Raw genomic sequence first — 24,859 nt, 5'->3', positions numbered from 1 at the left:
CTTGCAGCGACGGACCTCGGGACGCTCTTACACCACGTCTGCGCGCGCCACCCGATTGAGCCCTGTTTGGGAAAGCATATCCCGTTCTGAGCCGAAATTCCGGGTCGCAGTTTCCGCTAGGGGCCTCAACCGGAAAGCGCGTCCCAGAATTCGACCAAATTGCGGGATGCACTTTCCGGAGCCAAGCCGCGGCGCGCATAAAAAACGGGTGCAGACCGAAGTCCGCACCCGTAAACGTCGATGACCGAAGGCTTATTTGCGCATCAAACCGCCGCGCTCGTCGATGGCGTCCCAGAAGGCGCTGGCAAAGCGAGGATCGCTTGCGGCCATGAGGGCGTTGGTGGCCATCCAGCCAGAAGGGGTGCCGGTGTCGTAGCCCGACAGCGGGTCGATGACGACAGCGTACATAGCCTCGCGGTCGAGCGAGCGGGCCATGGCATCGGTAAGCTGGATCTCGCCGCCCTTGCCGGCCTGCTGATCGGCGAGCAGGTCCATGACCAGCGGGCTCAGCAGATAGCGACCGACGATGTACAGGTTGGACGGAGCCGCCTCGGGAGCGGGCTTCTCAACCAGACCGCCGATGCGCCAGACAGCGCCCGGCTCTGCGTCGCCGGCGTCCTCAAAACCCTCGAGCGATCCAACACGATCGCCAGCGATGACGCCATAGCGGCTGACTTCCTCGGGAGCGCACGCGGCAACGGCGATAACCGAAGCGCCACCGTGCTCCTTGGAAACGGCAAGCATCTTGTCGCAGATGTCACGGTTAGGCACAACGTAGTCGCCTAGAAGAACCAGGAAGTTTTCCCCTGCCACGGCGTCGGCAGCAGAGCGAATGGCATGGCCGAGGCCCTTGGGCTCGTACTGATAACGGAAGTCGACCGGCATGCCGCCCGCGTGGGCGACGGCATCGGCGTAAGCATCCTTACCGCGCTCGCGCAGCAGATTCTCGAGCGAGCGATCGGGCTGGAAGTAGCTCAGCAGCTCGGGCTTACCGGGAGAGGTAACGATGATGGCGTCGTCGACCTCCTCGGGGTCGAGTGCCTCCTCAACGACATACTGAATGACCGGCTTGTCGAGCACCGGCAGCATCTCTTTAGGCGTGCATTTAGTGCCAGGCAGAAAACGCGTGCCGAGGCCGGCGGCGGGGATGATTGCCTTCATGTTATTCAAGGATCCTTTCGCAGGCGCAGAATACGCCCTGTGCGTGCGGCACAACGGCCGCAGACCAAATTGCGATACCGGAGTATCTTACCGCCGGAGACATACGTCGCCGTAAGGCAAACGCAATTCTTCAGCAGGTCAACGCAAATTATTGGTCGAATGGTGCAATTTTTGGCCCCAGCGGTAACGGGATTGGCACGGCGAAGACAGCGGCGTTCTGCGTGTCGAGCAATGGGAATGAGGGGCTAAAAACAAAAAAGACGGGACTCGCATAGCGAGCCCCGTCTGCAAAGAAATCTGGCAAGAAAGCCTGATTACTTGAGGGTGACAGCAGCGCCAGCAGCCTCGAGCTTCTCCTTGGCAGCCTCGGCGTCCTCCTTCTTGGCACCCTCGAGAACAGCCTTGGGAGCGCCCTCGACGACCTCCTTGGCCTCCTTCAGGCCAAGGCTGGTGAGCTCACGGACGGCCTTGATGACCTGGATCTTGTTGTCGCCGAAGCCCTCGAGCACGACGTCAAACTCGGTCTTCTCCTCGGCCTCAGCAGCGCCAGCAGCAGGAGCGGCGACAACGGCGGCAGGAGCAGCGGCGGAAACGCCGAAGGTGTCCTCGATAGCCTTGACGAGCTCGGAAGCCTCGAGAAGGGTCATTTCCTTAAGAGCATCGATGATCTCATCGGTGGTAAGCTTAGCCATTTCTAAGTCCTTTCGGTTTCCGTGTCTGTGCACGGAGATCAGTTAAAACACGGCGCGAATGCGCCAGGGGTGCGGCGTTGCCGCCGCGGGTGAAAACAGCGACTAGGCTGCCTTCTGCTCGGAGACCTGCTGGATCGAACGAGCGAGACCAGAGGAAACGCCGTTGACGCAGACAGCGATGTCGCGAGCGAAACCGGAGATGAGACCGGCGATCTGGCCGAGAAGCTGATCCTTGGTGGGCAGCTCGGCGATAGCCTTAACATCATCAGCGGAAACGGCCTTGCCGTCGGAGATACCACCCTTGATCTCAAGGACACCCTTGGAATTGGCGGAGAAGTCCTTAAGGGCCTTAGCGGCCTCGACCGGCTCGGTCTCGTAGAACACATAAGCGACGGGGCCGGCGAGGATCTCGTCGATCTCGGGCTGCTCCTGGTTCTTGAGGGCGATCTTGACCAGGTTGTTCTTGTAGACCTTCATCTCGGCGCCGCACTCGCGAAGCTGATGACGCAGCTCCTGAGCCTGCTTAACCGTCAGACCGTTGTAGTTGACGACGAACAGACCGGCGTTCTCGGCGATACGGGACTCGATCTCTGCAACCTTGTCGATTTTGTACTGCTGGGGCATGAATTACACCTCCTCGAATTCTTTCCGGGCACGGTCCGCCACAAGGACGTGACGGGGGCATGTCCAAAAAGAAAGCCCCCGCGCTGCATGAGCGACGGGGGCGAGAAGACATATCTACTCGACCACCTCGGCTGGCGGGATATCCCATTAAGCTCGCGGGCGATGCCCGTTTGCGCCGGCTGTCTCTGGCAGCGGATTCGTGCGTGAATCGAAAGTATTATGGCGGGGACCCCGGCGTCGGTCAACGGACACGAGGATTCGTACACAAACCCTGCATACGCTCCGGTCCGAGGGGCCGGGTAGAGATTTTCGCTCGGTCAAGTCCTGGGCTCGCACGAAGAGCACATTAAGTGCTCTTCGGCTCGTGCGGAATCTACGAAAATCTCAACCCGGCCCCTCGGACCGGAGCTGCGGTAACTTTGCTGCGAATCCTCGCGTCCGTTGAGTGACGCGCCCCACGCATAACCCTTATGTCGGTAGGCTGATGCGTTGCGTCCCTGATGGCTACAGGGTTGAAACGAAGTTGGACAGGCGATTTAGGCCTTCGTCCAGGTTTTCGTCGGAGACGCAGTAGCTGAGGCGGATGTGGCCTTCGGTGCCGAAGCAGTCTCCGGGGACTAGGGCTACGTTTGCTTCTTTGATGGCTTTGATGCAGAAGTCTTCGCTCGTTAGGCCAAATTGTTTGATGCTGGGGAAGGTGTAGAAGGCGCCGGCTGGTTCCACTACGTCGAGGCCCATGGTGTCTAAGGCTGCGAGCACGCGTTCACGGCGAGCTCGGTAGACTTTGAGCATGGGGGTTGGGTCGACGGTCAGAGCTCGCGCTGCGGCGTCCATCTCGAAGGAGACGGCACTCGATACTAAGTATTGGTGGGCCTTTGCGATCTCGGCAATGACGGGCCCTGCCGCTGCGAGCCAGCCCAAGCGCCAGCCGGTCATAGCCCAGGGTTTGGAGAAGCTCTCGATGACCACCGTCTGCTCGCGTAGCTCCGGGTGGCGCTGGGCAAAGCGCTCGCAGCCATCCACGTAGACCAGACGGTTGTACACGTCGTCGCAGACCACATAGATGCCCGCCTGGTCTGCCACGCGCGCCACAGCGTCGAGCGATGCCGCGTTGAGGATGCAGCCCGTAGGATTGTTGGGCGAGCAGATGACGATAGCCTTGGTCGCCGGTGTCACGCAAGCACGAAGTGTATCTTCGTCAATCTGGAATTGCGCAGGCTCCGTATCCAAAAAGACCGCTTTGGCGTGATTGGCCACGACGATGCTCTCGTACAGGCCAAAGGCCGGCGTGGGGATGATAACCTCGTCGCCGGGGTTGAGCAAAGCCATGAATGCTGCCGACAGGGCCTCGGTCGCGCCGTCGGTCAGGATGATCTCGTCGGCCGAAAACGTAAGGCCCGCGTCCCCCATGTAGGCAGACAGCGCCTCGCGCAGGGCGGGGCGACCGTTGTTGGGCGGATAGTGCGTGTCGCCGCGGCCCAGCGCGGCGGTCACCTCGGCGCTAATCACATCGGGCGTGGGAAAATCGGGCTCGCCGAGCGCGAGCGCAATGCATCCTGGGTGCTGGGCAGCGAGCGCGTTAATCCGACGGATGCCGGAGGGCTTAAGCGTGGCAAGCGAGGTATTCATGGGCAGACGCATGGCGTTCCTTTCGTAAGGGTTGCACTAGGATAGCGCGGCGAGGCGCCGCCAGACGGTGTAACCTAAACGGAAACCAACCGGAAAGGAGGCGGCATGGAGACGACCGTGCGCGGCGATAAGCCAAAAACGTTGCAGACCATTGCGTATATCAGTATTTCCGATAGCGCCGATCTTGAGTTTTTGCTCTGGGACCTGCAGGACGCTATCGCCGCCTATGCACAGCTTTCCGGCACCGTGCTCCCCCGCCCGGTCGACTTGAAGGCGAATAGCGCCGATACCGCCGATGGCATGGTGCTCGCTGTTGATGATGCCTTTGATGATGAGGCGATGAGCGTCGTAGAGCAGGTGCTTGATTGCCTTGGGGGTGCGGAAACGCGCGTCTATGTTGTTGTTCAAGCCGGCTGTGGGAGTCCCGAGCGGGCGCACACGGTCGTTGGCCATCTGCGCGAAGCGTGCGAGCGTCGGGGGCTATCGTGGTGCGGTGGCATTGTCGTCTGCACCGGCAGCGGCTTCGCGGCGCTTCGTCGCTCACCGCGCATGGGACTCTTGCGGCGACCGTTTTCGGAAGCGATGGACAAGCTCGTAGGCGCCGTTCGTATGGGCTGTTCGGTTAAGCATGCGCAGCGACTTGGTGGTGGTAATGCCGAGGACGTCGACGCCGACGGCATGGTTTGCGCCGAGCCAGCCGTGCCCGTGCCGATCTGGCGAGGCGTTCTGAAACACCTCGGCGCCCGCACTCAATCAATAATCTAAATTAATAGGCTGCCCAGTCAACGGCTTCACTCCAACGCTCGACAAGCCGCTCCAAACGCCACGCTGCGTTGGCAGGACTCGTCGACGGCAGCACGATGGCGGGTAGCCCCGCCCGCTCTTGTAGATAGCGTTTGTAGAGCCGGCCAGCTGTACCACCGTTGCATATCACCTGCTCAATAGGAGCTGCACCGGTAATGCGCTCGATATGCGCCGGCACAACGTTTTTGATGCTGGCGTCACTCGAGCCCTTAATGTCGCAGCTCTCAATCACATCCCACAGGGCCACGCCGCCGTTCAGCAGCATGGATCGCTTGGCGGCAATCGAGGCGTCGAGCGTCGCAGGCTCACTGCCTGCCAAAGGGTCGCCCTCGTTGGGCGGCACGGGCACACCGAGGCACGCAGCCATCACACGCCAAAAGCGGTTCTGGGGGTTACCGTAATAAAAATCATTGGCACGCGAGAGCACCGAGGGAAACGACCCCAGCACCAAAATGCGCGAGCGCTCGTCAAACACAGGCTCAAACCCATGCTCAATATGTTGATAGCCCTCGTCGGATGCAGCCATGGCCTAGGCCCTCAACAGATAGCGCACCTCGAAGGGCGCAAGCTCAAGGGTACCCGGCAGCTCGACCGTGGGCGCGCCGTCGGCAAGCAGGTCGACGAAGGACCCGTTGAGCTCGCCAGCGCCAAAGGCGAAGGTCTCGTTCACGGCATTGACCGCCACGAGCACCGTCGCGTCGTCGCAGGTGCGCTCGAACAGTAGCTGCTTGTTCTGGATCACCACGTTACGGTACGCGCCGTAGTTGAGAGCACGGGCCGCCGCGTCATCGGCCGAGCGCAGGCGTGCAAGCTGCTTGATGAAGGCCGTCAGCTCGTTGGGTGCGGGCTCGTCGAGCGCAGGACGCAGCGTCCAATCGCCATCAGGGCCGCCCTTTTCGCCGGCAATCCCCCACTCGCTGCCATAGTAGACGCACGGGATGCCCGGCATGCCAAAGAGCATGCCATAAGCGGGGCGCAGACAGGACTTGTCGGTAAGGATGCTCGCCAGGCGCGGCACATCGTGGTTGTCGACAAACGACAGCAGATGCTTGCCGCGATAAATGCACCACGGGTCACCGCCAAACTGGCGATGCAGTGAGTGGGCAATCTCGAACATGTTGACCGAGTTAAAGCTGGAATACAGGCCCTTGTAGCACTCGTAGTTGGTGCAGGAGTCAAGCATCTCGTCGTTGACGATCTGGTTGTAGTCGCCGTGGAGTGTCTCACCAATCAGCACAAAGTCGGGCTGGAGCCCACGGGTAAAAGTATGCAGGCGGCGCATAAAATCGCGATCGAGCATATAGGCGACGTCCAGCCGCAGGCCGTCGATGCCAAAGACCTCGGCCCAACGGCGCACGGACTCGAGCAGGTAATCGACCACGGCGGGATTTTGCAGGTTGAGCTTCACAAGCTCAAAATGGCCCTCCCAGCCCTCGTACCAAAAGCCGTCGCCATAGCAGGAATCGCCGTCAAAGCTAATGTGGAACCAGTCCTTGTAGGGCGAGTCCCACTTGCGCTCCTGCACATCGCGGAAGGCCCAAAAGCCGCGGCCCACATGGTTGAAGACGGCGTCGAGCACCACGCGGATGCCGTGGGCATGCAGCGTCTCGCACACGGCGGCAAAGTCGGCGTCCCCACCCAGGCGACGATCTATATGGCGCAGACTGCGTGTGTCGTAACCGTGGCTATCAGACTCGAGCGGCGGGTTGATGAGCACAGCGCCAATACCGAGTTCCTGCAGGTAACCGGCCCATTGGGCAATCTTCATGATGGGGGCATCGGGGCTAGCTGTGGCATCGGCGGCCTGGGTGAGCGCATCCTCGGTAACGGGGGCGGCGTTTTCGCGCGGAGCTCCGCAAAAGCCCAGCGGATAGATCTGATAGAACGTCGTCTCGTATGCCCACATAGCAACCTCCCGGTAAGCTCAACACAACGACATCCATTGTATGCCCAGCAGGGTAGCTAATTTGGGACGGGGCTATTTTAGCTACCCCTGCATCGGATGCGGGGTAGCTAAAATGGCCCCGTCCCAAATTAGCTACCCCAGCCCCTTTCTAAGTTGCGGTGAAATAGTTCCCGCTTGGGCCTTCAGAGGCCTTAAACAGGAACTATTCCACCGCAACTGATGAGGGGATGTGGTTAGGCAACGACCTTGGCGCGATGGATGGCCGGGAACAGCACCGTAATGGCGAGGATGACGCCCACGACGGCAATCGCCCCGCCCGCGAAGCCGATCCAGGCGATACCGGGACCCGAAACCACGGCGCCGCCGATCGCTGTGCCCGTGCCGATACCCAGATTGAACAGGCCCGAGAAAATCGACATGGCGACGGCCGACGAGTCCGCCGGCGTGTACTTGATGAGCTCGGCCTGAAAAGCCACGTTAAAGGCCGTACCACAGCAGCCCCACAACGCGCAGACGGCAAGCACCGCCACGAGCGCCGAAGCCGCGGGGGCCATGAGCAGCAGGGCCACTGCCACGCCGGAAAGCGTGATAGCCAAGAAGGGGAAGCGATGCCCGTCGAACAGACGGCCAAACAGCCAGCTGCCCACCAGGCCGGAGCAGCCAAACGCCGTCAGCGTCATGGTGATAGCGCTCGCGTCGACATGCGCGACCTGAGCCAGGAAGGGCTCGATATAGCTGTAACCCGCGTAGTAGCCGGTCGCAATAAAGACCGTGACCGCGTAGAGCGCGATCAGGAACGGGTTCTTGAGCAGCTCGGGCAGCTGTTTGACGGTAAAGCGCTCACCCGCCGGCATGGCCGGGAACACTGCCGCCTGGTACACCACCGCAGCGGCAGAGAAGGCCCCGACCGCGGCAAACGTCATGCGCCAGCCCACGGCCAGCCCGATGGCGCGGCCGATCGGCAAGCCAAAGATCTGCGCGATGGACGAGCCCGTGGCGATCATGCTGATGGCGAGCGCTCCGTGGCGGGTGTCGACCAGACGCGAGGCCATGATCGAGGCGACCGACCAGAACACGGCGTGTGCGCAGGCAACCACCAGGCGCGCGCAGACTAAGATGGGATAGGTCGGCGCCAAGGCGGACAGGAACTGGCCGAGCGAGAACACGGCAAGCACGCCCAGCAGCATCCGCTTGAACTCAAAGCGCGAGGCAAACACCATAAGCGGCAGCGACAGCAGCATGACGCCCCAGGCATAGACCGAGATCATGATGCCAGCTTGGGCCTCGGTGAGCGAAAACGATGCGGCGATGTCGGTCAGCAGGCCGATGGGCATGAACTCCGACGTGTTGAATACGAACGCGCAACAGGCGAGCCCGATAAGCGGGAGCCACTGCTTGAGTGAGATGCCATCTTGCTTTGTTTGAGCCATATAGGAAAACCTCTCCGATTGTCGTGGGCGGTGGGCGATTATAGCAATGAGAAGTCTGTAAAATGAGCAACAAAAGAATTCTTGGAAAACGATCGTTAACGGACGGCGCGCCAATTCTGCTTAGAAAGCAAGGTACGCAGGAACTCAATGTTGAAAACGCGGCTTCATCTTCGGGCTATCGCGCCTGCTCGGACACGCACAAGGACACCCCCAAGAGCACGTCAATTTCGAGCCAACTCGCAACCGCACAATGAACTAGCAAAAGCAGCATATAAGCAAACGCCCCATAATAAAGTCCCTCGTGTACAAGCGCCGTCACTGAAAGTACCGGCGGCAGCGCCACGCTCGAAACTACCCATCCAACAAGAACCTGGATAGCGCAACTTGCAACCAGGTTCCATGCCACCAGCAGCATTGCGGGACGCGCGATTTCTCTCCAGGAGGAACGAAGCACCGTGAACGAACGCATGATGTAGCGTGGTGCAAACCGAATGCCCCGTAGCCCCCTCTGCCCCACGTCTGCATCTTCAATCAACACGAATACGAACGACGCGGAAAGAAGCGTCACGATTACCGTCACCACAAGCGAGCACAACACCCCGAGCTGGCTGCTCGTAAGCGAAGCAAAGACTACAATTGCCGATAAAATCAAGTGAACCAAATAAAGTTGCAGCGCCCCAGAAATCTGGAGGGGAACCGTCGAGGCCAAGAGATAAACCGGAAGGGTTCGAGCCGGTTGCACCGTCTCTTTGGATCGGTCGACAGCAAATAATGAAAAAGCCGCATTCGATAGAAGCAGGTTTAAAAAGGCTGCGACCACAGTGCAAATAAGCGTAATGGACGGATTGATATAGGCGAGCTCAGTTGCAACGTTTGATACACCAATTTGAAGCGCGCTCATAACAAACAAGGGGATATATAACGCCATCGTGCAGCCACTCCGGCATCCCTTCGCTCGATCGCCCGATTCCAGAAAGACATTGAAGTTCTCTCGCAAGTTCACTCTATACCCGTTTTCTTACTAGGCAGGGCGAACGGGCGCCAATATAAACGCCAGTCCGCCCATCCATAATTTCTAGTTTTAACGTCCAGACTAGTCTGTCCAGCCGTCGATGTAGTCGCGGTTAAGCTCAAAGTACTGCGCGGCGATATCTTTCGCCAAGGAGTACGAATTAACGAGCGGGTGCATCGCGAGGCTCTCGACAATGTCGTGCTTCGATCGGTTAACGATGCCACGCGCCACGGTGCGCTCGTAGTACTTGACGCGACGAATCAATTCGAGGTTTCCCGCGGGCACAGAATCGGCTTCGACGCGATGCGGCACGCAGCCATCGGTGGAGATATCGCACGTTGACTCAATGACATCTGTATCGAGAAGGCCGGGGATGGCGCCATTGTTGGGTGTGCACAGGATCATCTGCTGCGTCTTGCCAGAGCGAGCAATATCCATGAAACGGAGCGCGACACCTGCGTATCCGCCAGCATCTTTGCCGTACACGTCAAACGTCCACGGCTTGTCGCGACGAATACCTGTCTCGGCCGCCATGTAGTTGTTTTCGCGCATTCCGTACCACTTCTCAAAGCAAGCGAGGCCTTTTTCGAAGTCGTTCTCAATATCGATAGATGCAAGCTCGCTCGTCATTTCTCGATTAATTTCTTCGATTAGTTCGCCGCGCGTCTGGGGCGAAGAGAGAACGTTGGCAACGGCGCGCTCGCGATAGTAGAAATAGTATAGGTACTCATTTGGCACGCATCCGCGATTTAGGACGAGGTCCTTCTCGAAGAACCTAAGATCTGTATGAGCATATGCCCCGTCGTCGTGGATCAAGTCGGGCATGATGTCCTCGCCGTCAACCGTCACATTGCGGAAGAACGAGAGGTGGTTGAGTCCATAGCACTCGCCCTGAACCGATGCGGGATCAACGCCTTTATACTCGGCAAACTGATGCAACATGCCCGAGGGGGCATCGCAAATGCCATAAGTAAAATCATAGCCCATATCGCGTAGGGCCTGAGATACGACGCCAGCGGGATTAGTAAAGTTAAACACCTTGACGTCCGGCTTTGCATACTTCTTGATTAACTCGCAATACGAAGCAAGCGCAGGGACGGAGCGCATGGCAAAAGACACGCCGGCTGCGCCAGTCGTCTCTTGGCCAAGAACCCCACGTGAAAGAGCAATGCGCTCGTCGCGAACGCGCATATGGTCCCCTCCGACGCGAATCGTCGTGATCACGTAATCGGCGTCCTTAACGGCCTCGACTGCATCGCCCGTCAGCGAAAAATTAAGCGCGGGGCAAAGCATGCCCGAGACATGGGCGGCGAGGCCACCGTAGATGCGTAGCTTCTCAGGATCATTGTCCATAAACACAAGTTCGTCGATTCCAAGCGATGACGCCTGCTGGGCTATGCTCTTTGCCAAAAACATGGAGCGGACGCCACCGCCCCCTATGACCGTAAGCTTCATATCGAAACCCCCAATTAGCACATTCAATATTGCATGGTTCGCCTGTGTATGGATATTGTATCCAGCATGGAGGGCCGCTTCCCGCCCCGGCTGCAAGGCGGGAAAGGAATTCCCCAAGGAGTTATTATTTACGCAACGGAAGCGGCCGCACACGACCGGCGGGAAGGGAGCACCGATGGTTGATAAAAAGCAGATTTCTAAGCTCTACTCAGCCGCAAAGCTATCCGAAACCGAGCAAAGCGTACTCGAATACCTACTCAACAATATCGACACCCTCGATGATATTGGCATAAAACCCGTCGCCATGGCATGCTTTACCAGCATGACGACAGTCATCAGGCTTTCGAAAAAGCTCGGCTACCGTGGCTACCGCGAAATGATGTACGATCTCAAGCACCTTCAGCATGTCTCCCGCGAAATGAATCAATCACTCAAAGACAGCGGCGTCCACTTCGTATGCCACACCGGAGATGTAGACGTATTCATCGCCGCCCTGCATCGCAACAGAATGATCGGAGTAAACGGAGAGGGCTTCTCACGCATCGTTGCGCAGTACATGGCGACCAAGCTCGTTGGACTTGGCTTTTTGGCCGTCATACAGGACTTCCTAGAAACCGATCAGTTTGTCGAATCCAACCGAAATACGCTCAGCTGCATGATGCTCATATCCAAATCGGGCCAGACAGAAGCCATCCTAGAAACCGCAAGGGCATGCCACGACGCGGGCATTACGACTCTCGCGTTTACCGGCAGTGAAGACAGCGAGCTCGCCAAGACGGCAGACGCGATCTTTACGATACATGACGATCACCCAATGGATCTTAAGAACGTTAAGCCTAACTGCTTTACTGGAAGTTGTATTCTCGCATTCGAAGAACTATTGAGCATCTGCCTTGACAATCTAAAACAAGAAGGCTTGGCCCCCTAAAACATGCGATAGGAAGCCAAGCCCTGGAATTGCGCTATGCAATTGCAAACCACTTGCGCGTTTTACTCGTCACCGAGAACTTCGTGTACCTCAGAAGCGACTTCGCCGACACGAGGACCGTAAATGACCTGGATCGCCTTGTCGCTCAGGCGGATAACGCCCATAGCTTCAAGTTTCTTGGTGAACACCTCGTCATCTGCAACCTTAGAACCATCCTTGACAATCACACGAAGACGTGAGATGCAGTTGTCAAGATCATCAATGTTGTCGGCTCCACCAAGCGCTTCGACAATGCCAACAGCAAGCGCGCTGTCCTTGGTCGCACGGCCCTGGACTGCCTTCTCGGAAGTGCTACCAGACTCGCCCTTTGCCTCAGCGGCCTTTGCCTCGAACTCGGCTCTGCTGTTGATCAGCTCAATATCGTCACCATCATCTCGACCGGGCGTCTTGATATCGAACTTAGTAATAAAGAACCGGAAGAGGAAGAAAGCTGCCAGGAAAAAGGCGGGGAGCAGAATAAGGTACGGAAGCAGATTAAGCTTCTCGGGGCGGAATAAGAATGGGATCAGGTCCTTGATATTTCCCTGGTACACCGAAACGCCCATTGCCTCCGAGAGAACTTCACCCAGTCCGGAAAGCGGAGCGTAAACGCCAAAGTAGAGCCAGGGGGCGGCAAACAGGAACGTAAAGAGAATGGGCTCCGTAACGCCAAAGAAAACAGTCGAAATCACTGTGGGGATTAAAAGGCCAGCAACCTTCTTGCGGTTCTGGGGCTTGGCACAAGACCACATAGCAAGGGCGATGCCTGGGAACAACGCGTAATCGTTAATGCCATAGCCAGCCATGAAGGCCCTAACCAAGAGCTTGTCGCTGCTGGGAGAAGCGAGCTGTGCAAGCTGAATGGCGCTATTGCCCACCACGCGCGTTCCATCGACGACCATGGAGCCGCCAAGCTCAGTCCAATACATGGGCGTCTCGAGCAGCGGATGCAAGCCAAACGGCACAAGGCTCTCGAGCACCCAGCGATAGACAAACGTACCGACCAGACCGGAGCCTTTCACGAACGTCGCAATACCCGAAAAGCATCCACCGATGACGGGCCAGACGAAGTACATGATGCCGCCCAGGATGCCACCGGCGACCAGCGATACAATGGGGACCGTTCGACTGCCCGCAAAAAACGCCAACGCCGTTGGAAGCTTGGTCTTGTAAAAACGGCCGGTGATCCAGGCGACCAGGCAGCCCACGATAATGCCGCCAAAGACACCAGAGCTGTAGCCAAAAAAGCCGAGCGAGGTAGTGTAGAGTGCGGACTGCTCACTCGCCTGAATGGACGTAAGGCCGACCTTCTGAAGAGCTTCCACCGTTGTATTGTCGGCAGCCAAGCCAGCTGCTCCAAGCAGAATCTCAACCGTCTTGAGCATGGTGAGATAGCAGACAAGGGCAGAAAAGGCAGCCCAGCCCTTCTCTTTGCGAGACAAGGAGAAGGCGCAGCCGACGGCAAACAAAACACCGAGGTTTCCAATGATTACCTCGCCGAGACCCTTAAATACCGAGAAGAACGTAAAGAGCGGCGAAGCGGCATACCAGTCCCAATTAACGCCAAGGGACACAAGGGTCAGTTCGGTCGTAAAAACGCTACCGATACCCAAAAAGAGACCGGAAATGGCAATGAGCGTAATCGGAACGAGCATTGCCTTTCCGAACGATTGGAATTTTTCTTTCATCAATTCCCTCCTCAATGAGCCTCTACAAACGACTATTGCACCCCACGTCCCCACACAGGCGAAACGGAAGACATGTTCGGCAATAGACACAAAGTGATTGTAGAAAGGGGCACACAAAATGCGCATCGGCATCGCGTAATGCGGTTAAATCGACCGACGATTGCAAGTATTTACGAATCCGTAAACGGCAGCAAATAGGCAGCGAACGGCAACCTGCAGCGTAGGACAGTCCCCGCAGGCCGACAATTACCGGTATTTTGGCTCATATTTATTGAATTGTTGCTCGCCCAAAAGCGCGGAGCATCAACGCGCCCCTAAGCCAACCCCAGCAATATGCCCGCCGAATGCACGACAAACGCCACGATCCAGGCGACCGTCACCTGAAACGCGAATACGGCCACGGCATAGCGCGCGCCCAACTCGCTCTTGACGGCGCCGATGGACGCCACGCAAGGCGGGTACAGCAGCGTAAAGACCAAGAACACGTAGGCGGTAAACGGCGAAAACATGGCTGACAGTGCCGCGGGAGAGGTTGCGCCCAAAAGCACCGTGAGCGTCGAGATGACGCTCTCCTTGGCAATAAGTCCCGTGACGAGTGCCGTCGAGGCGCGCCAGTCGCCAAAACCGAGCGGGGCCAACACCGGCGCGATGATGCTACCCAGACCGGCAAGCAGGCTTTGCGACTGGTCGGCGACCACGTTAAAGCGGATATCGAACGTCTGCAGGAACCAGATGACCACCGTAGCGGCAAAGATAATGGTAAAGGCCTTGGTAATAAAGTCCTTGGCCTTATCCCATGCCAGCGTCACCGTCGTCTTGACGCTCGGCAGGCGGTAATTGGGGAGCTCCATGATAAACGGCACCGGGTCGCCCTTAAATGCCGTACGGTTGAGCACCAGAGCCGCAATGCAACCAACCGCAATACCAATCAGATAGAGCGAGACCATGGCGGGAACCGTCGCCTGTGGGAAAAACGCCCCGCACAGCAAGCCGTAAACCGGCAGCTTGGCCGAGCAGCTCATGAACGGTGTGAGCATGACCGTCATCTTGCGGTCGTGCTCGGATGGGAGCGTACGGGTCGACATGATAGCCGGCACGGTGCAGCCAAAACCGACGAGCATGGGCACAAAGCTGCGGCCCGACAGGCCAAAGCGACGCAGCACCTTATCCATGACAAAGGCCACGCGTGCCATGTATCCGGAGTCTTCCAGAATGGAGAGGAACAAGAAGAGCACGACGATAATCGGCAGGAAGGTCAGCACGCTACCCACGCCCGTAAGCACGCCGTCGACAGCCAGCGAGCGCACCACGTCGTTGGTTCCGAACGCCTTGAGGCCCGCATCGGCCGAGGCGATGATGGCAGCGATACCGTCCTCCATGAGTCCCTGCAACGCCGCGCCGATCACGCCAAACGTCAGCCAAAAGACGAGGCCCATGATCACCAGAAACGCCGGAATGGCTGTGTAACGACCTGTCAGGATGCGGTCAATCTTGACGGAGCGCACGTGCTCGCGGCTTTCGTGCGGCTTGACGACGCAACGCCCGCACACGTCGCCGATAAAGCTAAAACGCATATCGGCCAACGCAGATAGGCGGTCGGTGCCGGCCTCGCCCTCCATCTGGGTAATGATGTGCTCGATAGCGTCGAGCTCATTGCGATCCAGGTGAAGCGCCTCGGTTACCAGCTCATCGCCCTCGACCAGCTTAGTCGCCGCAAAGCGCACCGGGATGTGCGCCGTCACGGCATGGTCCTCGATCAGGTTAGCAATACCGTGGATGCAGCGATGCAGCGCACCGCCGTCCGGACCGTCGGGCGCGCAAAAGTCCAGGCGACCAGGACGCTCGCGGAACCGTGCCACGTGCAGGGCGTGGTCCACCAGCTCGCCGATGCCCTCGTTGCGGGCAGCGCTAATGGGGACAACAGGCACGCCCATCAGGCTCTCGAGCAAGTTGACGTCTACGGCGCCGCCGTTGGCGGTCACCTCGTCCATCATGTTGAGCGCGATGACCATGGGACGGTCAAGCTCCATGAGCTGCAGTGTCAGGTACAGGTTACGCTCAATGTTGGTGGCGTCAATGATGTCGATGATGGCGTCCGGGCGCTCGTCGAGGATGAACTGACGGCTCACGACCTCTTCGCCTGTGTACGGCGACAGGGAGTAAATGCCAGGCAGGTCGGTAACGCTCGCCTCGGGATGGTTACGGATGGTGCCATCTTTGCGGTCGACAGTCACGCCGGGAAAGTTACCGACGTGCTGGTTGGAGCCCGTCAGCTGGTTGAATAACGTGGTCTTGCCGCAGTTTTGGTTGCCAGCGAGGGCAAAGTGCAGCGGCGCGCCCTCGGGCACGGCCGTCTTTGCCGCACGGGGCGAATACGTCCCCTCGCCCAGGGCCGGATGCTCCGTCGTGCCGATTGCGGCGTTAGCGCGCGGACCCGTATCGGTGTCGTGAATACCCACGAGCTCGATGCGAGCGGCATCGTCCTTGCGCAGCGTCAACTCGTAGCCACGCAGGCGAATCTCGAGCGGGTCGCCCATGGGGGCGTACTTCATCATGGTGACTTCGGTGCCCGGCGTCAGGCCCATGTCCAAAATATGCTGACGGAGCGCCTGGTCGTCGGATGTCACCGATGCGACAACGGCGTCCTTTCCAATCTCGAGTGTATCGAGCTTCACGCGCTCATCCTTTCGTTAGACGCGGTTAACCGTTTACCGGGGTTAACCAACTCGTAACGACAAATGATAGCGCTCTGAACTATTTTATAAAGTCAAATACCGATGTTTACCTGCGCAAACTTTATGCGGTGCGCCCCGAAGGCTCTTTACGCATACCGCTCAGCGAGATCGAAACGGAACCCGACCGCGCGGTAGCAGTGAGTCGATCACCCTCGACCGACCCCGTGCATGTAAAGGGCGCCTTGCCCATCAAGACGTGGGAGATAGTACCCAAGAGCTCAAAGAAATCGCCCTCAGCACGGGCACTCGAGAGAGCAATATTGAGACCCCTGACGTTTAGTACTGCCCTGAGCGCGCCGTTCACCCCATGTGAAAACGTCACCTCGCCGCGTCTACTCCCCACCGGCGTCTGGGCCGAAACCACATACGTACCCTCAAGCATGGTTCCTCCTCTGAGTAGGCTTTTTGAAATGGCCATCTAGTCTACTTTGCTGCGAGACGGCTTGCCCAGAAACTGCAAGCACATAACAACGTTCAACCAACAGATTGCTGCAAGGAGGACAAGCGTGCAAGGAGGGGCAGATTGCATTTGGCACCACTTGCGCCAACGGACGGGATGCGGAGCGACTGTGCAGGTGGATTCCGGATCGCCGCTTCCTCCGTCCCCCAGCGAATCAAAACAAGTTGCGGTGGAATAGTTCCTGTTTGATGCTTTAACCAGCAAAAACAGGAACTATTTCGCCGCAACAGCAAAAGCCCGCGCTGGCAACAAATGTCACCTGCGCGGGCTTGGTGGGCGCTCACAAAGGCACGTTACAGAGGCCCACGTCAGTTATGGATTACCGAACGGCACCGGCACGCGACGCCTCCGTCGGCTTACCAAGCGATGAAGCTTGCCGCAGTCTTAGACTATCGGCGCAATGCCGGCAAAGTGCAGATACAGCGAGATGACCGCCACGACAATGACCACCGCTGCGATCAGCTTGTCGTGCAGGTGCGGAAGTACCGGCTTACCGCGACCTCGCTCGCCCAGCATATAAACGGGAATGGCCGGAGCAAAAAGGATCGTCGTGATCATGACGCCCTGGAGGCCCGTCGACCACACAAGGAACAATGTGTAAATGAAGCCGAGCGTGCCGAAGAATCGCGCCTTGCCGACGCTTGGCGCATGCGGTCCGTCCAAATGCTCCTTCTTCCAACCAATCACCATGTAATAGGCAGCCGAGCAGACATACGGAACCAGAATCGTGTTGACTGCGCAGCTATAGAAGAACTGGTAGGTGCTCGCCGCCACATACGACACGATCAAGAAGAGCTGCGTAATGCCGGAGCTCACGAGAACCGTTACCACCGGGGCGTCGTGCTTGTTCGTCTTGGCAAACGCCAGAGGGAAGGATCCCTGGCGCGCCGCCTCGAACGGCGTCTCGGACGCAATGATGACATAGCCCAGCAGCGCGCCGACCAACGAAAGGATAACGCCAAGGTTTACGATGGCAGCACCAACCGGACCGATTGCGCACTCGAGAATTCCCGCCATGGAGGGCGTTGCAAGCTGTGCCATCTCCTCGCGCGGCATAATGCCGAGCGACAGCATCGAGATGATCAGATACAGCGTGAATACAGCCGCAAATCCGAGCGCCGTCGAGCGGCCGACGTCACGCACGTACTTAGCACGGCCCGAGATAACGACAGCGCCCTCGATGCCCGTGAAGACCCAGACAAGGGCAATCATGGTCGAGACAACCTGCTCGCCAAAGCCAGGACCAGCCGGCTCTCCCCAGAAGTTGTCCATAAAGATATCGACGTTGAACTTACCCAGGAGCACGATACTCAGCACAAAGAGCCCCAACGGCACCAGCTTCGCCAACGTGACGATTGTGTTAATGCCCGCAGCCTCCTTAACGCCACGAAGCACAAGGGCGGTAAGGAACCACAAAAACACGCTGGCGCAGACGATAGAAAGCAGGTTGTTACCCGCGCCAAACGCGGGGAAGAAATAGCCCAGCGCGCTAAACAGCAAGAGCGCAAAGCTCACGTTGGAAAGACATGCGCTGATCCAGTAGCCCCAAGCGGAGTTGAATCCAATGTAATCGCCAAAACCGGCCGCAGCGTATGCATAGATGCCGCCGGTCAGGTCGGGACGGGCCTGAGACAAACCGTTGAACACCATCATCAGCGCAAAGACGCCAATAAAGCAAATTCCCCACGAGACGATAACCGCACCGGTATTTGCCCCGCCTGCTGCCATATCGCCGGCAAGCGAAAAAATGCCGCCACAAATACTGGCGGTAATAACCATCATGGTCAGACGAAAGAGATCGAGGCCATTAGGGTCGATAATCTCTTCATTTTGAGCTTTAGAGGCCATTGTATGTGCACCCCCTTCATCATGTGATCGAACGAAAGATGGCCCGGACGTCCCGAATCGGGTGCCGGGCCATCGGTCAAGCGATCATCAGACTGTTACAGCTATCGCGTTAGAAGCGCAGCGACAGGCAAGAAAGGCCGCCGTCGACCTTGCGATACTCGGAGGTGTCAACGACGAGTGTCTTGTAGCCCAGATCCTGCACGGCCTTGAGCACAGTCGGATAGCCCTCGGCAACGATGACCGTACCGTTGACCCAGATGCAGTTTGCGCCGTACGCCTCGTCCTCGGGCACGACGATCTTGTTGTACTGGGCAAAGTCGGGCTTATCGATGAACTCACCAGAGACGAGCATGTTGTTGTCCTCGATGTAGTTGACGCCCGTCTTGAGGTGCAGGACCTCCTCCAGCGGAACCTCAGAACCCTCGAGGCCCCAGCCCTCGAGAATCTCGCAGAACTGGCGAATGCCCTCTTCGTTGGTACGAGCGGAGCGACCGACGTAGAAATGGTCACCGACCATCATGACGTCGCCGCCGTCAAGCGTGCCCGGAGAAACGATGTGCTTGACATGCTCGTCGTCAAAGAAGCGACGGACGGCCGGCTCAATCTCGTCCTTCTCGCCGTTGCGGCTATCGGCGCCGGGGTTGGTAATGATGGCGCCGCAGCGAGTGATAACGGCCGGATCTTCGACGAAGCAGCTGTCGGGATACTGCTCGAGTGCCGGCAGCACCGACACGTCAACGCCGCACTGCTCGAGTGCGTGCTCGTAATCGTAATGCTCCTCGATAGCGCGCTCGTAGATGGGCTGGCCAAGCTCGGGAGCGCTCGTGATGCCATTGCTCAGGGACTTGCCGGGACGACGGATGATGACGTGGCTGAACTTGGTCATGATGATCCTCCTTGGATCTCATAGTACTGAGCGGACTTCCTTGCGTCCGCCTTCCTTCCGATGGCTTTATCTTAGGGTGTCTTTGCTGTTTTGTATATTGTATACAATCCCGAACGGTAGATAATCCTCGGTAAGCGTATTCCTGCTTATCGGCGCAAAGTAGCACGATTTAGCTGGTCGTTCTATAATTCGACTGAGCTATTCAAGCGAAACGTATTTAATTTTAGAAATATACCGTTAAGGAACACAAGCTCATGGAAACGCTCAGAAGGCCCCTGAAGGACCACGTATACGACTATATTTCGAGCCGTATTGACGCCGGCGAGTTGTCCGCCGGCGACCGGCTGAGCGAGCAAGCGATCTGCGATGCCATGGGCGTGTCGCGCACGCCGGTCCGCGAGGCGCTCATCCAGCTGGCAAGCGATGGCTACCTGGACAATCTCCCCCGCCGCGGATTCCGCGTCCGTGGGTTCGATCAGCAAAACGCCGTTGAAGTCTTTGAGATTATGGGGCCGCTCGACGGGCAGGCCGCATATCTCGCCTGTTCGAATCTAACTGACGACGATATTACGCAGCTGAAATTTCTCGTCGGCTCCATGGACCTCGCGATCCAAGGCGGTCTCATCCGTAAGTATGACGACATTCAGCGAGACTTTCACCTTACGTACTTCAACCGCTGTGGCAACGACCGTCTGCGCGATATGATCTCGCAGCTCGAGCGTTGCTTTATCAAGCGCGATTACGAGACTGTTGACCAGGAGACGGCGTGTAAGCTGCTCAATAAAGCCAACAACGAACATGCTCATATTCTTGAGTTGTTCGAAGCACGAGATGCGACGGGCGTGCGCGACTACGTTCGCGATGTCCATTGGAACACGGAAAACGCCCAGTTCACTGTCTGGTAGGAAAGCAACAAGAGACAACGTCGGTCTTAAACCTTGGCGCCAGCACCGCCCAAACTGATCCGTTTTCCTCCGTCCCCGAGGGGTCATTCTTTTGGCAGCCAAGACAACACCGATATTTTGACGCCGACAGCAAAAGCCCGCCAGAGCGAGCAAGGTGACGCGAAGCGAGGCGGCATTGACTTTCTGGTCATGCCGCCTCAGTTGAAAGGCAGATTGCCGCTCTGGCGGGTTTGCAGCGTCGAGCTGTTACGCGGTTTGGTAAAACCGCGTAACTAGAAGCCGTGGCGCTCCAGGAAGCGGAAGGCTAGGCGAATCCAAGGACGGACCGCCACCTGCTTGTCCTCGTTGTCGACCGCGGTGTTGGCGTTGCCGAGCGAAAGGCCGTGACCGCCCTGGTCAAAGACGTGCATCTCGCATGCAACGCCCTCCTCGGCCATGCGCTGCGCAAACGGGTAGACCTGCGCGACCGGCGCCGTCTTGTCGTCCGAAACGCCCCACACAAAGGTCGGGGGCATCTGGCGCGAAACGTGCGTGGTAGGGCAAATGTCGGCCAGGTGCTCATCGGTCGCCTCGCCGCCCGTCACCATCGACAGATAGTCGTTGAGCAAATCGCGCCCTGTCTTGCCACCCGTCTTGGGCACGCGCAGGTCGATGCGCGGGTCACGCGTCTGCATATCGCGCACATAGGCAAGGTCGAGCAACGGATAGCCCAGCACCACGGCGTCGGGACGAATATCCTCCGGACGAGCCCCGGCAAGGCCCGCGAAAGGTCCGGTCTTCCACTGCGTTGCCAACGAGGCGCAGATCATGCCGCCCGCCGAGAAACCCACGATGCACACGCGCTTGGGATCGACATGCCACTCGTCGGCGTTGGCGCGCACGGTAGCGACCATCTTGGCGAGGTCCGCCTGCGGGTGCGGAAAGCTCACGTCGCCCGTGGCGCTCGTCACATAGTTGAGCACAAAGGCCTGGTAGCCGCGGTCCAAAAACGCAAACGCCACCGGGTCCTGCTCGTGCGGAGCGATATGCGTAAACCCGCCTCCGCCGCAGATGATCACCGCGGGGCGGCGGCCATTGGGCTTGTCGGGCAGCGGCTCGGCACCCAGATACGTAAACGTCGCCGGATAATCCTCGGTCGGCTCCTCGCCCCACAGCGCATGGTTCTCAATAATCATAGGTGCTCCCTCCGTGCGATTCGTGCGCACTCGTTTTTCGCACCTTAGCGTACCCCACTTGAGCCCGCGGCGCAGAAACACCCCCGCAATAAGTTGGCCTTCAACTGATATATCACAAAATCGCTGTTCAGAGGTATCGTTGGACAGCGTAAAATAGGAGCGCTGACCGTGCTGGGAAACACGTACGAAACGTTTCCGGCAAACCACACGCGTGCAACATGCGCGCCTGATACGTTGGAGGCATCTATGGGTCTGCTCGATTCGCTCAAGTCCACGTTCACTTCGTCGGGCGAGGCGTCCGTTCCGCCCGCAGCAAGCTTCGCCACCCGCGAAGGCGTCATCTACGCTCCTGTCAACGGCGTGCTCGTCAATCTGAGTGAGGTTCCCGACGAGACCATCGCCTCGGGCATGCTCGGCCAGGGCTACGGCATCGAGCCCATTACCGGCACCATTTACGCCCCCGCTAACGGCCGTATCGGCGCCACCACCGTCACCAACCACTCCATCGGCATGATCACCGAGGACGGTCTTCGCGTGTTCATCCATGTTGGCCTGGGCACCGTGGAAATGAACGGCAAGGGTTTTGCCCGCTTTGTCGAGATGGGCGACACGGTCAAGGCCGGCCAGCCGCTCATCAGCTTCGACCGCGACGCTATCAAGGCCGCCGGTCACGAGGACATTGTGACCGTCATCATCTCTGAGCTCGACCGCCTCAAGAGCATCGACCACGTCGGCGAGTCTGGCACGCTTATCGGCGGCAATCCGCTCGTCAAGCTTGGCGATCCGCTGCTGGTTGCCAAGACCAAGTAGCCAGGCCCCGCGCCACACAGCCAAAAGGCACCTCGTCAGGCGCCCGCGACCATTTGGCCGCGGGCGCTTTTCGTTTGAAAAACCATCCCGCCAATGCCTTATCTGTATAGCCCAAATGAGCCGAGCTGCTAGAATATCGAACTGTATGGATAACTATCATTCAACCGTTATGGGAGGATACGTGAACCGCACCAAAATCGCGCAGCTCTATGCCGATGCCGAGTCGCTCGGCGGCCAGACCGTCACCGTCGCCGGCTGGGTCAAGTCCGTCCGCGACATGAAGAACTTTGGCTTTGTCACGCTCAACGACGGCAGCTGCTTCCGCGACCTGCAAGTCGTCATGAACCGCGAGGCACTCGACAACTACGACGAGATCGCCCATCAAAACGTCTCGGCCGCACTCATTTGCACCGGCACCGTCAAGCTGACCCCCGATGCACCCCAGCCTTTCGAGCTTTCTGCCACCTCCATCGAGGTCGAGGGCGTCAGCGCCCCGGATTACCCGCTGCAGAAGAAGCGCGCAACCGTCGAGTTCCTGCGCACCCAGCAGCACCTGCGCCCGCGCACTAACCTGTTCCGCGCCGTGTTCCGCATCCGCTCTGTCGCGGCTGCCGCCATCCACCGCTTCTTCCAGGAGCAAGGCTTTGTCTACGTCAACACCCCCATCATCACCACGAGCGACTGCGAGGGTGCCGGCGAGATGTTCCGCGTGACCACGCTTGACCCCAAAAACCCGCCCCTCACCGAGTCCGGCGAGGTCGACTGGAGCCAGGACTTCTTTGGCAAGCACGCGAGCCTTACCGTATCCGGTCAGCTCAATGCCGAGAACTTTGCCATGGCCTTTGGCGACGTGTACACCTTTGGCCCCACCTTCCGCGCCGAAAACTCCAACACCACGCGCCACGCCGCCGAGTTTTGGATGATCGAGCCCGAGATGGCCTTTGCCGACCTGAACGACTACATGGATAACGCCGAGGCCATGCTCAAGTACGTCCTTAAGGACGTTATGGCCACCTGCCCCGACGAGCTCAACATGCTCAACAAGTTTGTGGACAAGGGCCTGATCGAGCGCCTGGACCATGTGGCAAACTCCGACTTTGCCCGCGTTACCTACACCGAGGCCGTCGAAATCCTGGAGCAGGCCGTCGCCGCCGGTCACAAGTTTGACTACCCCGTGAGCTGGGGCATCGACCTGCAGACCGAGCACGAGCGCTTCCTGACCGAGGAGCACTTTAAGCGCCCGACCTTCGTGACCGACTACCCGGCCGAGATCAAGGCCTTCTACATGCGCATGAACGAGGACGGCAAGACCGTCGCCGCCGCCGACTGCCTGGTTCCCGGTATCGGCGAGATTATCGGCGGCTCCCAGCGCGAGGAGCGCCTGGATCTGCTCGAGGCCCGCATCAAGGACCTGGGCATGAATCCCGAGCAGTACAAGTACTACCTTGACCTGCGCCGCTACGGTTCCTGCAAGCACGCCGGCTACGGTCTGGGCTTCGAGCGCTTGGTCATGTATCTGACCGGCGTGGGCAACATTCGCGACGTCCTGCCGCACCCGCGCACCGTGGGCAACGCCGACTTCTAATCGCCACAGCGCCACCAAACGCGTTCCAGCGCATCACGCCAGCGCCTCTCGGCAAGCCGAGGGGCGCTTTTTTCAACAGCATCCGTCAAGCTTTTGGCAAGTTTTTGGTCAGTTGGGCAGGGCTGTTGAAAACTCGACCCGCCGCTTGCCGACGGCTACCGACCGCCCAGGGCGTCCTGCACCCCTGGGAAAGCCCCGCGTCCTAGGCTCCATACCGTCGCCACCCAAAACGGAAAGGACGTGGGCGCCATGACCGAAACCGCTGTTGAAACTTACGAGACCACGACGAGGGGCGCCGCCTCGATGGCAGCCTATCGCGCCGTTCGCATCCTGCAACTATTAAGCGAAAACACCGGTGAGGACAAGGCCATGCTTTCCGATGAGTTGATCCGGCGCCTCGCCCATCCCGACGACCCCGCCCGCATGCCCATCTCGGCGGCGCGGCGCAGCATCTACACCGCCATCTCCGCACTTCGCCATGCCGGATACGAAATTGAGTACAAGCGCGGCGTGGGGTATCGGCTCTTGACCCGTCCGCTCACCGACGAAGAGATCATCCGACTCCACGGCATGGTCATGCGCAACCGCTCTACGCCCATCGCCATTCGAAAAAGCATGGCGCAGCACCTGGTCGCCATGGCGAGTGCCGACGTTCGCGGCTACCTCGATGCACCCGAGCCTGCTCCAAGCGCAGGCGGCAAATCCACCAAGGCCACACGCACGCCCGTCAAGCGCATCGATGCCTGCGAGCTCATCGAGCAGGCCATCGACCACGGAACCACGGTGAGTTTTGATATTTCGAGTGTCACGGCACGCGGAGAGGTCGAAGTGGCACGGATGACACTCCGTCCCTTTGCCATCAAGCAACGAGACGGCATCTCGTATTTGCTGGGAACGGTCTATGACGCGCGAGGCGCCGATGACACGTTGCGTACCGTAGAGATCGGCCGAATGAGAAACGTCACCACACGTCTCCTCGACGGCAAGAAGCTCTTCGCCGCCCTGGACGAGGACGATGCCTCCTCCGCCGCATAAGACCCTCCGCCGCCCATTCGACTACCCGTACCGCCCATCCGATTCTGTATTA

The 24,859-nt window shown here is 58.7% G+C and carries 21 protein-coding genes; 6 read left to right on the top strand and 15 right to left on the bottom strand.

Annotation, left to right across the window (positions count from 1 at the left end; all coding sequences use genetic code 11):
- Window positions 1–252: 252 nt before the first annotated feature.
- The 4 genes from DW754_RS05420 to DW754_RS05405 form a co-directional block, all read right to left on the bottom strand.
- Window positions 253–1,161, bottom strand: coding sequence for a UTP--glucose-1-phosphate uridylyltransferase (locus DW754_RS05420; RefSeq protein WP_117758627.1), 909 nt, complete (start codon window positions 1,159–1,161; stop codon window positions 253–255).
- Window positions 1,162–1,475: 314 nt separating this feature from the next.
- Complete coding sequence (gene rplL, locus DW754_RS05415; RefSeq protein ID WP_117758628.1) at window positions 1,476–1,853, bottom strand: 50S ribosomal protein L7/L12; 378 nt, start codon at window positions 1,851–1,853, stop codon at window positions 1,476–1,478.
- Between the two features lie 102 nt (window positions 1,854–1,955).
- Entirely contained in the window at window positions 1,956–2,477 is a 522-nt protein-coding gene (gene rplJ / locus DW754_RS05410; protein WP_117758629.1) for a 50S ribosomal protein L10, read from the bottom strand.
- A 504-nt stretch (window positions 2,478–2,981) separates the two neighbouring features.
- Window positions 2,982–4,118 (bottom strand): pyridoxal phosphate-dependent aminotransferase, encoded by a 1,137-nt coding sequence (locus DW754_RS05405; RefSeq protein ID WP_117758630.1) that lies wholly within the window; start codon window positions 4,116–4,118, stop codon window positions 2,982–2,984.
- A 93-nt stretch (window positions 4,119–4,211) separates the two neighbouring features.
- Between DW754_RS05405 and DW754_RS05400 the strand changes: the two genes are divergently transcribed.
- Window positions 4,212–4,871 (top strand): hypothetical protein, encoded by a 660-nt coding sequence (locus tag DW754_RS05400; protein ID WP_117758631.1) that lies wholly within the window; start codon window positions 4,212–4,214, stop codon window positions 4,869–4,871.
- Between the two features lies 1 nt (window position 4,872).
- Here the strand turns inward: DW754_RS05400 and DW754_RS05395 are convergent, their stop codons facing one another.
- From DW754_RS05395 to DW754_RS05375, 5 genes are all read right to left on the bottom strand, one after another.
- Window positions 4,873–5,436 carry a uracil-DNA glycosylase family protein gene (locus DW754_RS05395; protein ID WP_117758632.1) on the bottom strand — a complete coding sequence of 188 codons (564 nt, stop codon included), beginning with the start codon at window positions 5,434–5,436 and terminating at the stop codon, window positions 4,873–4,875.
- A gap of 3 nt (window positions 5,437–5,439) precedes the next feature.
- The gene (locus tag DW754_RS05390) at window positions 5,440–6,816 is read right to left on the bottom strand and encodes an alpha-amylase family glycosyl hydrolase (protein ID WP_117758633.1); all 1,377 of its coding nucleotides are present in this window, start codon (window positions 6,814–6,816) and stop codon (window positions 5,440–5,442) included.
- A 233-nt stretch (window positions 6,817–7,049) separates the two neighbouring features.
- Window positions 7,050–8,246: an MFS transporter gene (locus DW754_RS05385; RefSeq protein WP_117758634.1), complete on the bottom strand. Its 1,197-nt coding sequence runs from the start codon at window positions 8,244–8,246 to the stop codon at window positions 7,050–7,052.
- 175 nt (window positions 8,247–8,421) lie between these two features.
- Window positions 8,422–9,174, bottom strand: coding sequence for a hypothetical protein (locus tag DW754_RS05380; protein ID WP_117758635.1), 753 nt, complete (start codon window positions 9,172–9,174; stop codon window positions 8,422–8,424).
- 165 nt (window positions 9,175–9,339) lie between these two features.
- A complete protein-coding gene (locus tag DW754_RS05375) occupies window positions 9,340–10,713 on the bottom strand; it encodes a 6-phospho-beta-glucosidase (protein WP_117758636.1) in 1,374 nt (457 codons plus the stop codon).
- 175 nt (window positions 10,714–10,888) lie between these two features.
- Here DW754_RS05375 and DW754_RS05370 point away from each other — a divergent pair, with 175 nt between their 5' ends.
- Window positions 10,889–11,641 (top strand): MurR/RpiR family transcriptional regulator, encoded by a 753-nt coding sequence (locus DW754_RS05370; RefSeq protein WP_158561614.1) that lies wholly within the window; start codon window positions 10,889–10,891, stop codon window positions 11,639–11,641.
- Window positions 11,642–11,703: 62 nt separating this feature from the next.
- Here the strand turns inward: DW754_RS05370 and DW754_RS05365 are convergent, their stop codons facing one another.
- From DW754_RS05365 to DW754_RS05345, 5 genes are all read right to left on the bottom strand, one after another.
- Window positions 11,704–13,368, bottom strand: coding sequence for a PTS transporter subunit EIIC (locus DW754_RS05365; RefSeq protein ID WP_158561615.1), 1,665 nt, complete (start codon window positions 13,366–13,368; stop codon window positions 11,704–11,706).
- Window positions 13,369–13,682: 314 nt separating this feature from the next.
- Entirely contained in the window at window positions 13,683–16,043 is a 2,361-nt protein-coding gene (feoB, locus tag DW754_RS05360) for a ferrous iron transport protein B (RefSeq protein WP_117758639.1), read from the bottom strand.
- A 121-nt stretch (window positions 16,044–16,164) separates the two neighbouring features.
- Complete coding sequence (locus DW754_RS05355; protein ID WP_117637613.1) at window positions 16,165–16,485, bottom strand: hypothetical protein; 321 nt, start codon at window positions 16,483–16,485, stop codon at window positions 16,165–16,167.
- A gap of 462 nt (window positions 16,486–16,947) precedes the next feature.
- Complete coding sequence (locus tag DW754_RS05350; protein ID WP_117756912.1) at window positions 16,948–18,411, bottom strand: basic amino acid/polyamine antiporter; 1,464 nt, start codon at window positions 18,409–18,411, stop codon at window positions 16,948–16,950.
- A gap of 109 nt (window positions 18,412–18,520) precedes the next feature.
- A complete protein-coding gene (locus DW754_RS05345) occupies window positions 18,521–19,297 on the bottom strand; it encodes a dimethylarginine dimethylaminohydrolase family protein (RefSeq protein WP_117583089.1) in 777 nt (258 codons plus the stop codon).
- Window positions 19,298–19,551: 254 nt separating this feature from the next.
- Between DW754_RS05345 and DW754_RS05340 the strand changes: the two genes are divergently transcribed.
- On the top strand, window positions 19,552–20,202 hold the full coding sequence (locus DW754_RS05340; protein ID WP_117758640.1) for a GntR family transcriptional regulator: 651 nt from the start codon (window positions 19,552–19,554) through the stop codon (window positions 20,200–20,202).
- A 272-nt stretch (window positions 20,203–20,474) separates the two neighbouring features.
- Here DW754_RS05340 and DW754_RS05335 read toward each other — a convergent pair whose 3' ends face one another.
- Window positions 20,475–21,377, bottom strand: a complete 903-nt coding sequence (locus tag DW754_RS05335; protein ID WP_117758641.1) for an alpha/beta hydrolase — start codon at window positions 21,375–21,377, stop codon at window positions 20,475–20,477.
- 246 nt (window positions 21,378–21,623) lie between these two features.
- Here DW754_RS05335 and DW754_RS05330 point away from each other — a divergent pair, with 246 nt between their 5' ends.
- The 3 genes from DW754_RS05330 to DW754_RS05320 all read left to right on the top strand — a co-directional run bounded on the left by DW754_RS05330 (window position 21,624) and on the right by DW754_RS05320 (window position 24,807).
- Window positions 21,624–22,187: a PTS glucose transporter subunit IIA gene (locus DW754_RS05330; protein WP_117583092.1), complete on the top strand. Its 564-nt coding sequence runs from the start codon at window positions 21,624–21,626 to the stop codon at window positions 22,185–22,187.
- A 181-nt stretch (window positions 22,188–22,368) separates the two neighbouring features.
- Window positions 22,369–23,772 (top strand): asparagine--tRNA ligase, encoded by a 1,404-nt coding sequence (asnS, locus tag DW754_RS05325; protein ID WP_117758642.1) that lies wholly within the window; start codon window positions 22,369–22,371, stop codon window positions 23,770–23,772.
- Between the two features lie 249 nt (window positions 23,773–24,021).
- A complete protein-coding gene (locus DW754_RS05320; RefSeq protein WP_117758643.1) occupies window positions 24,022–24,807 on the top strand; it encodes a hypothetical protein in 786 nt (261 codons plus the stop codon).
- The last annotated feature ends 52 nt before the right edge of the window (window positions 24,808–24,859 follow it).

The sequence above is a fragment of the Collinsella sp. AM29-10AC genome, from assembly GCF_003469085.1.
Classification (GTDB): Bacteria; Actinomycetota; Coriobacteriia; order Coriobacteriales; family Coriobacteriaceae; genus Collinsella.
Note: the sequence above shows the minus strand (reverse complement) of the source record. Positions and strands in the feature narration are given on the sequence as shown.

Excerpts from the sequence above, each read along its gene's own strand:
- DW754_RS05385 (WP_117758634.1), bottom strand. The coding sequence starts at position 8,246 with ATGGCTCAAACAAAGCAAGATGGCATCTCACTCAAGCAGTGGCTCCCG.
- DW754_RS05335 (WP_117758641.1), bottom strand. The coding sequence starts at position 21,377 with ATGATTATTGAGAACCATGCGCTGTGGGGCGAGGAGCCGACCGAGGAT.
- DW754_RS05345 (WP_117583089.1), bottom strand. The coding sequence starts at position 19,297 with ATGACCAAGTTCAGCCACGTCATCATCCGTCGTCCCGGCAAGTCCCTG.
- DW754_RS05355 (WP_117637613.1), bottom strand. The coding sequence starts at position 16,485 with ATGCTTGAGGGTACGTATGTGGTTTCGGCCCAGACGCCGGTGGGGAGT.
- DW754_RS05395 (WP_117758632.1), bottom strand. The coding sequence starts at position 5,436 with ATGGCTGCATCCGACGAGGGCTATCAACATATTGAGCATGGGTTTGAG.
- DW754_RS05370 (WP_158561614.1), top strand. The coding sequence starts at position 10,889 with ATGGTTGATAAAAAGCAGATTTCTAAGCTCTACTCAGCCGCAAAGCTA.
- DW754_RS05380 (WP_117758635.1), bottom strand. The coding sequence starts at position 9,174 with ATGGCGTTATATATCCCCTTGTTTGTTATGAGCGCGCTTCAAATTGGT.
- DW754_RS05390 (WP_117758633.1), bottom strand. The coding sequence starts at position 6,816 with ATGTGGGCATACGAGACGACGTTCTATCAGATCTATCCGCTGGGCTTT.
- DW754_RS05405 (WP_117758630.1), bottom strand. The coding sequence starts at position 4,118 with ATGCGTCTGCCCATGAATACCTCGCTTGCCACGCTTAAGCCCTCCGGC.
- rplJ (WP_117758629.1), bottom strand. The coding sequence starts at position 2,477 with ATGCCCCAGCAGTACAAAATCGACAAGGTTGCAGAGATCGAGTCCCGT.
- DW754_RS05400 (WP_117758631.1), top strand. The coding sequence starts at position 4,212 with ATGGAGACGACCGTGCGCGGCGATAAGCCAAAAACGTTGCAGACCATT.
- rplL (WP_117758628.1), bottom strand. The coding sequence starts at position 1,853 with ATGGCTAAGCTTACCACCGATGAGATCATCGATGCTCTTAAGGAAATG.
- DW754_RS05350 (WP_117756912.1), bottom strand. The coding sequence starts at position 18,411 with ATGGCCTCTAAAGCTCAAAATGAAGAGATTATCGACCCTAATGGCCTC.
- DW754_RS05320 (WP_117758643.1), top strand. The coding sequence starts at position 24,022 with ATGACCGAAACCGCTGTTGAAACTTACGAGACCACGACGAGGGGCGCC.
- DW754_RS05420 (WP_117758627.1), bottom strand. The coding sequence starts at position 1,161 with ATGAAGGCAATCATCCCCGCCGCCGGCCTCGGCACGCGTTTTCTGCCT.
- DW754_RS05375 (WP_117758636.1), bottom strand. The coding sequence starts at position 10,713 with ATGAAGCTTACGGTCATAGGGGGCGGTGGCGTCCGCTCCATGTTTTTG.
- DW754_RS05340 (WP_117758640.1), top strand. The coding sequence starts at position 19,552 with ATGGAAACGCTCAGAAGGCCCCTGAAGGACCACGTATACGACTATATT.
- DW754_RS05365 (WP_158561615.1), bottom strand. The coding sequence starts at position 13,368 with ATGAAAGAAAAATTCCAATCGTTCGGAAAGGCAATGCTCGTTCCGATT.
- DW754_RS05330 (WP_117583092.1), top strand. The coding sequence starts at position 21,624 with ATGGGTCTGCTCGATTCGCTCAAGTCCACGTTCACTTCGTCGGGCGAG.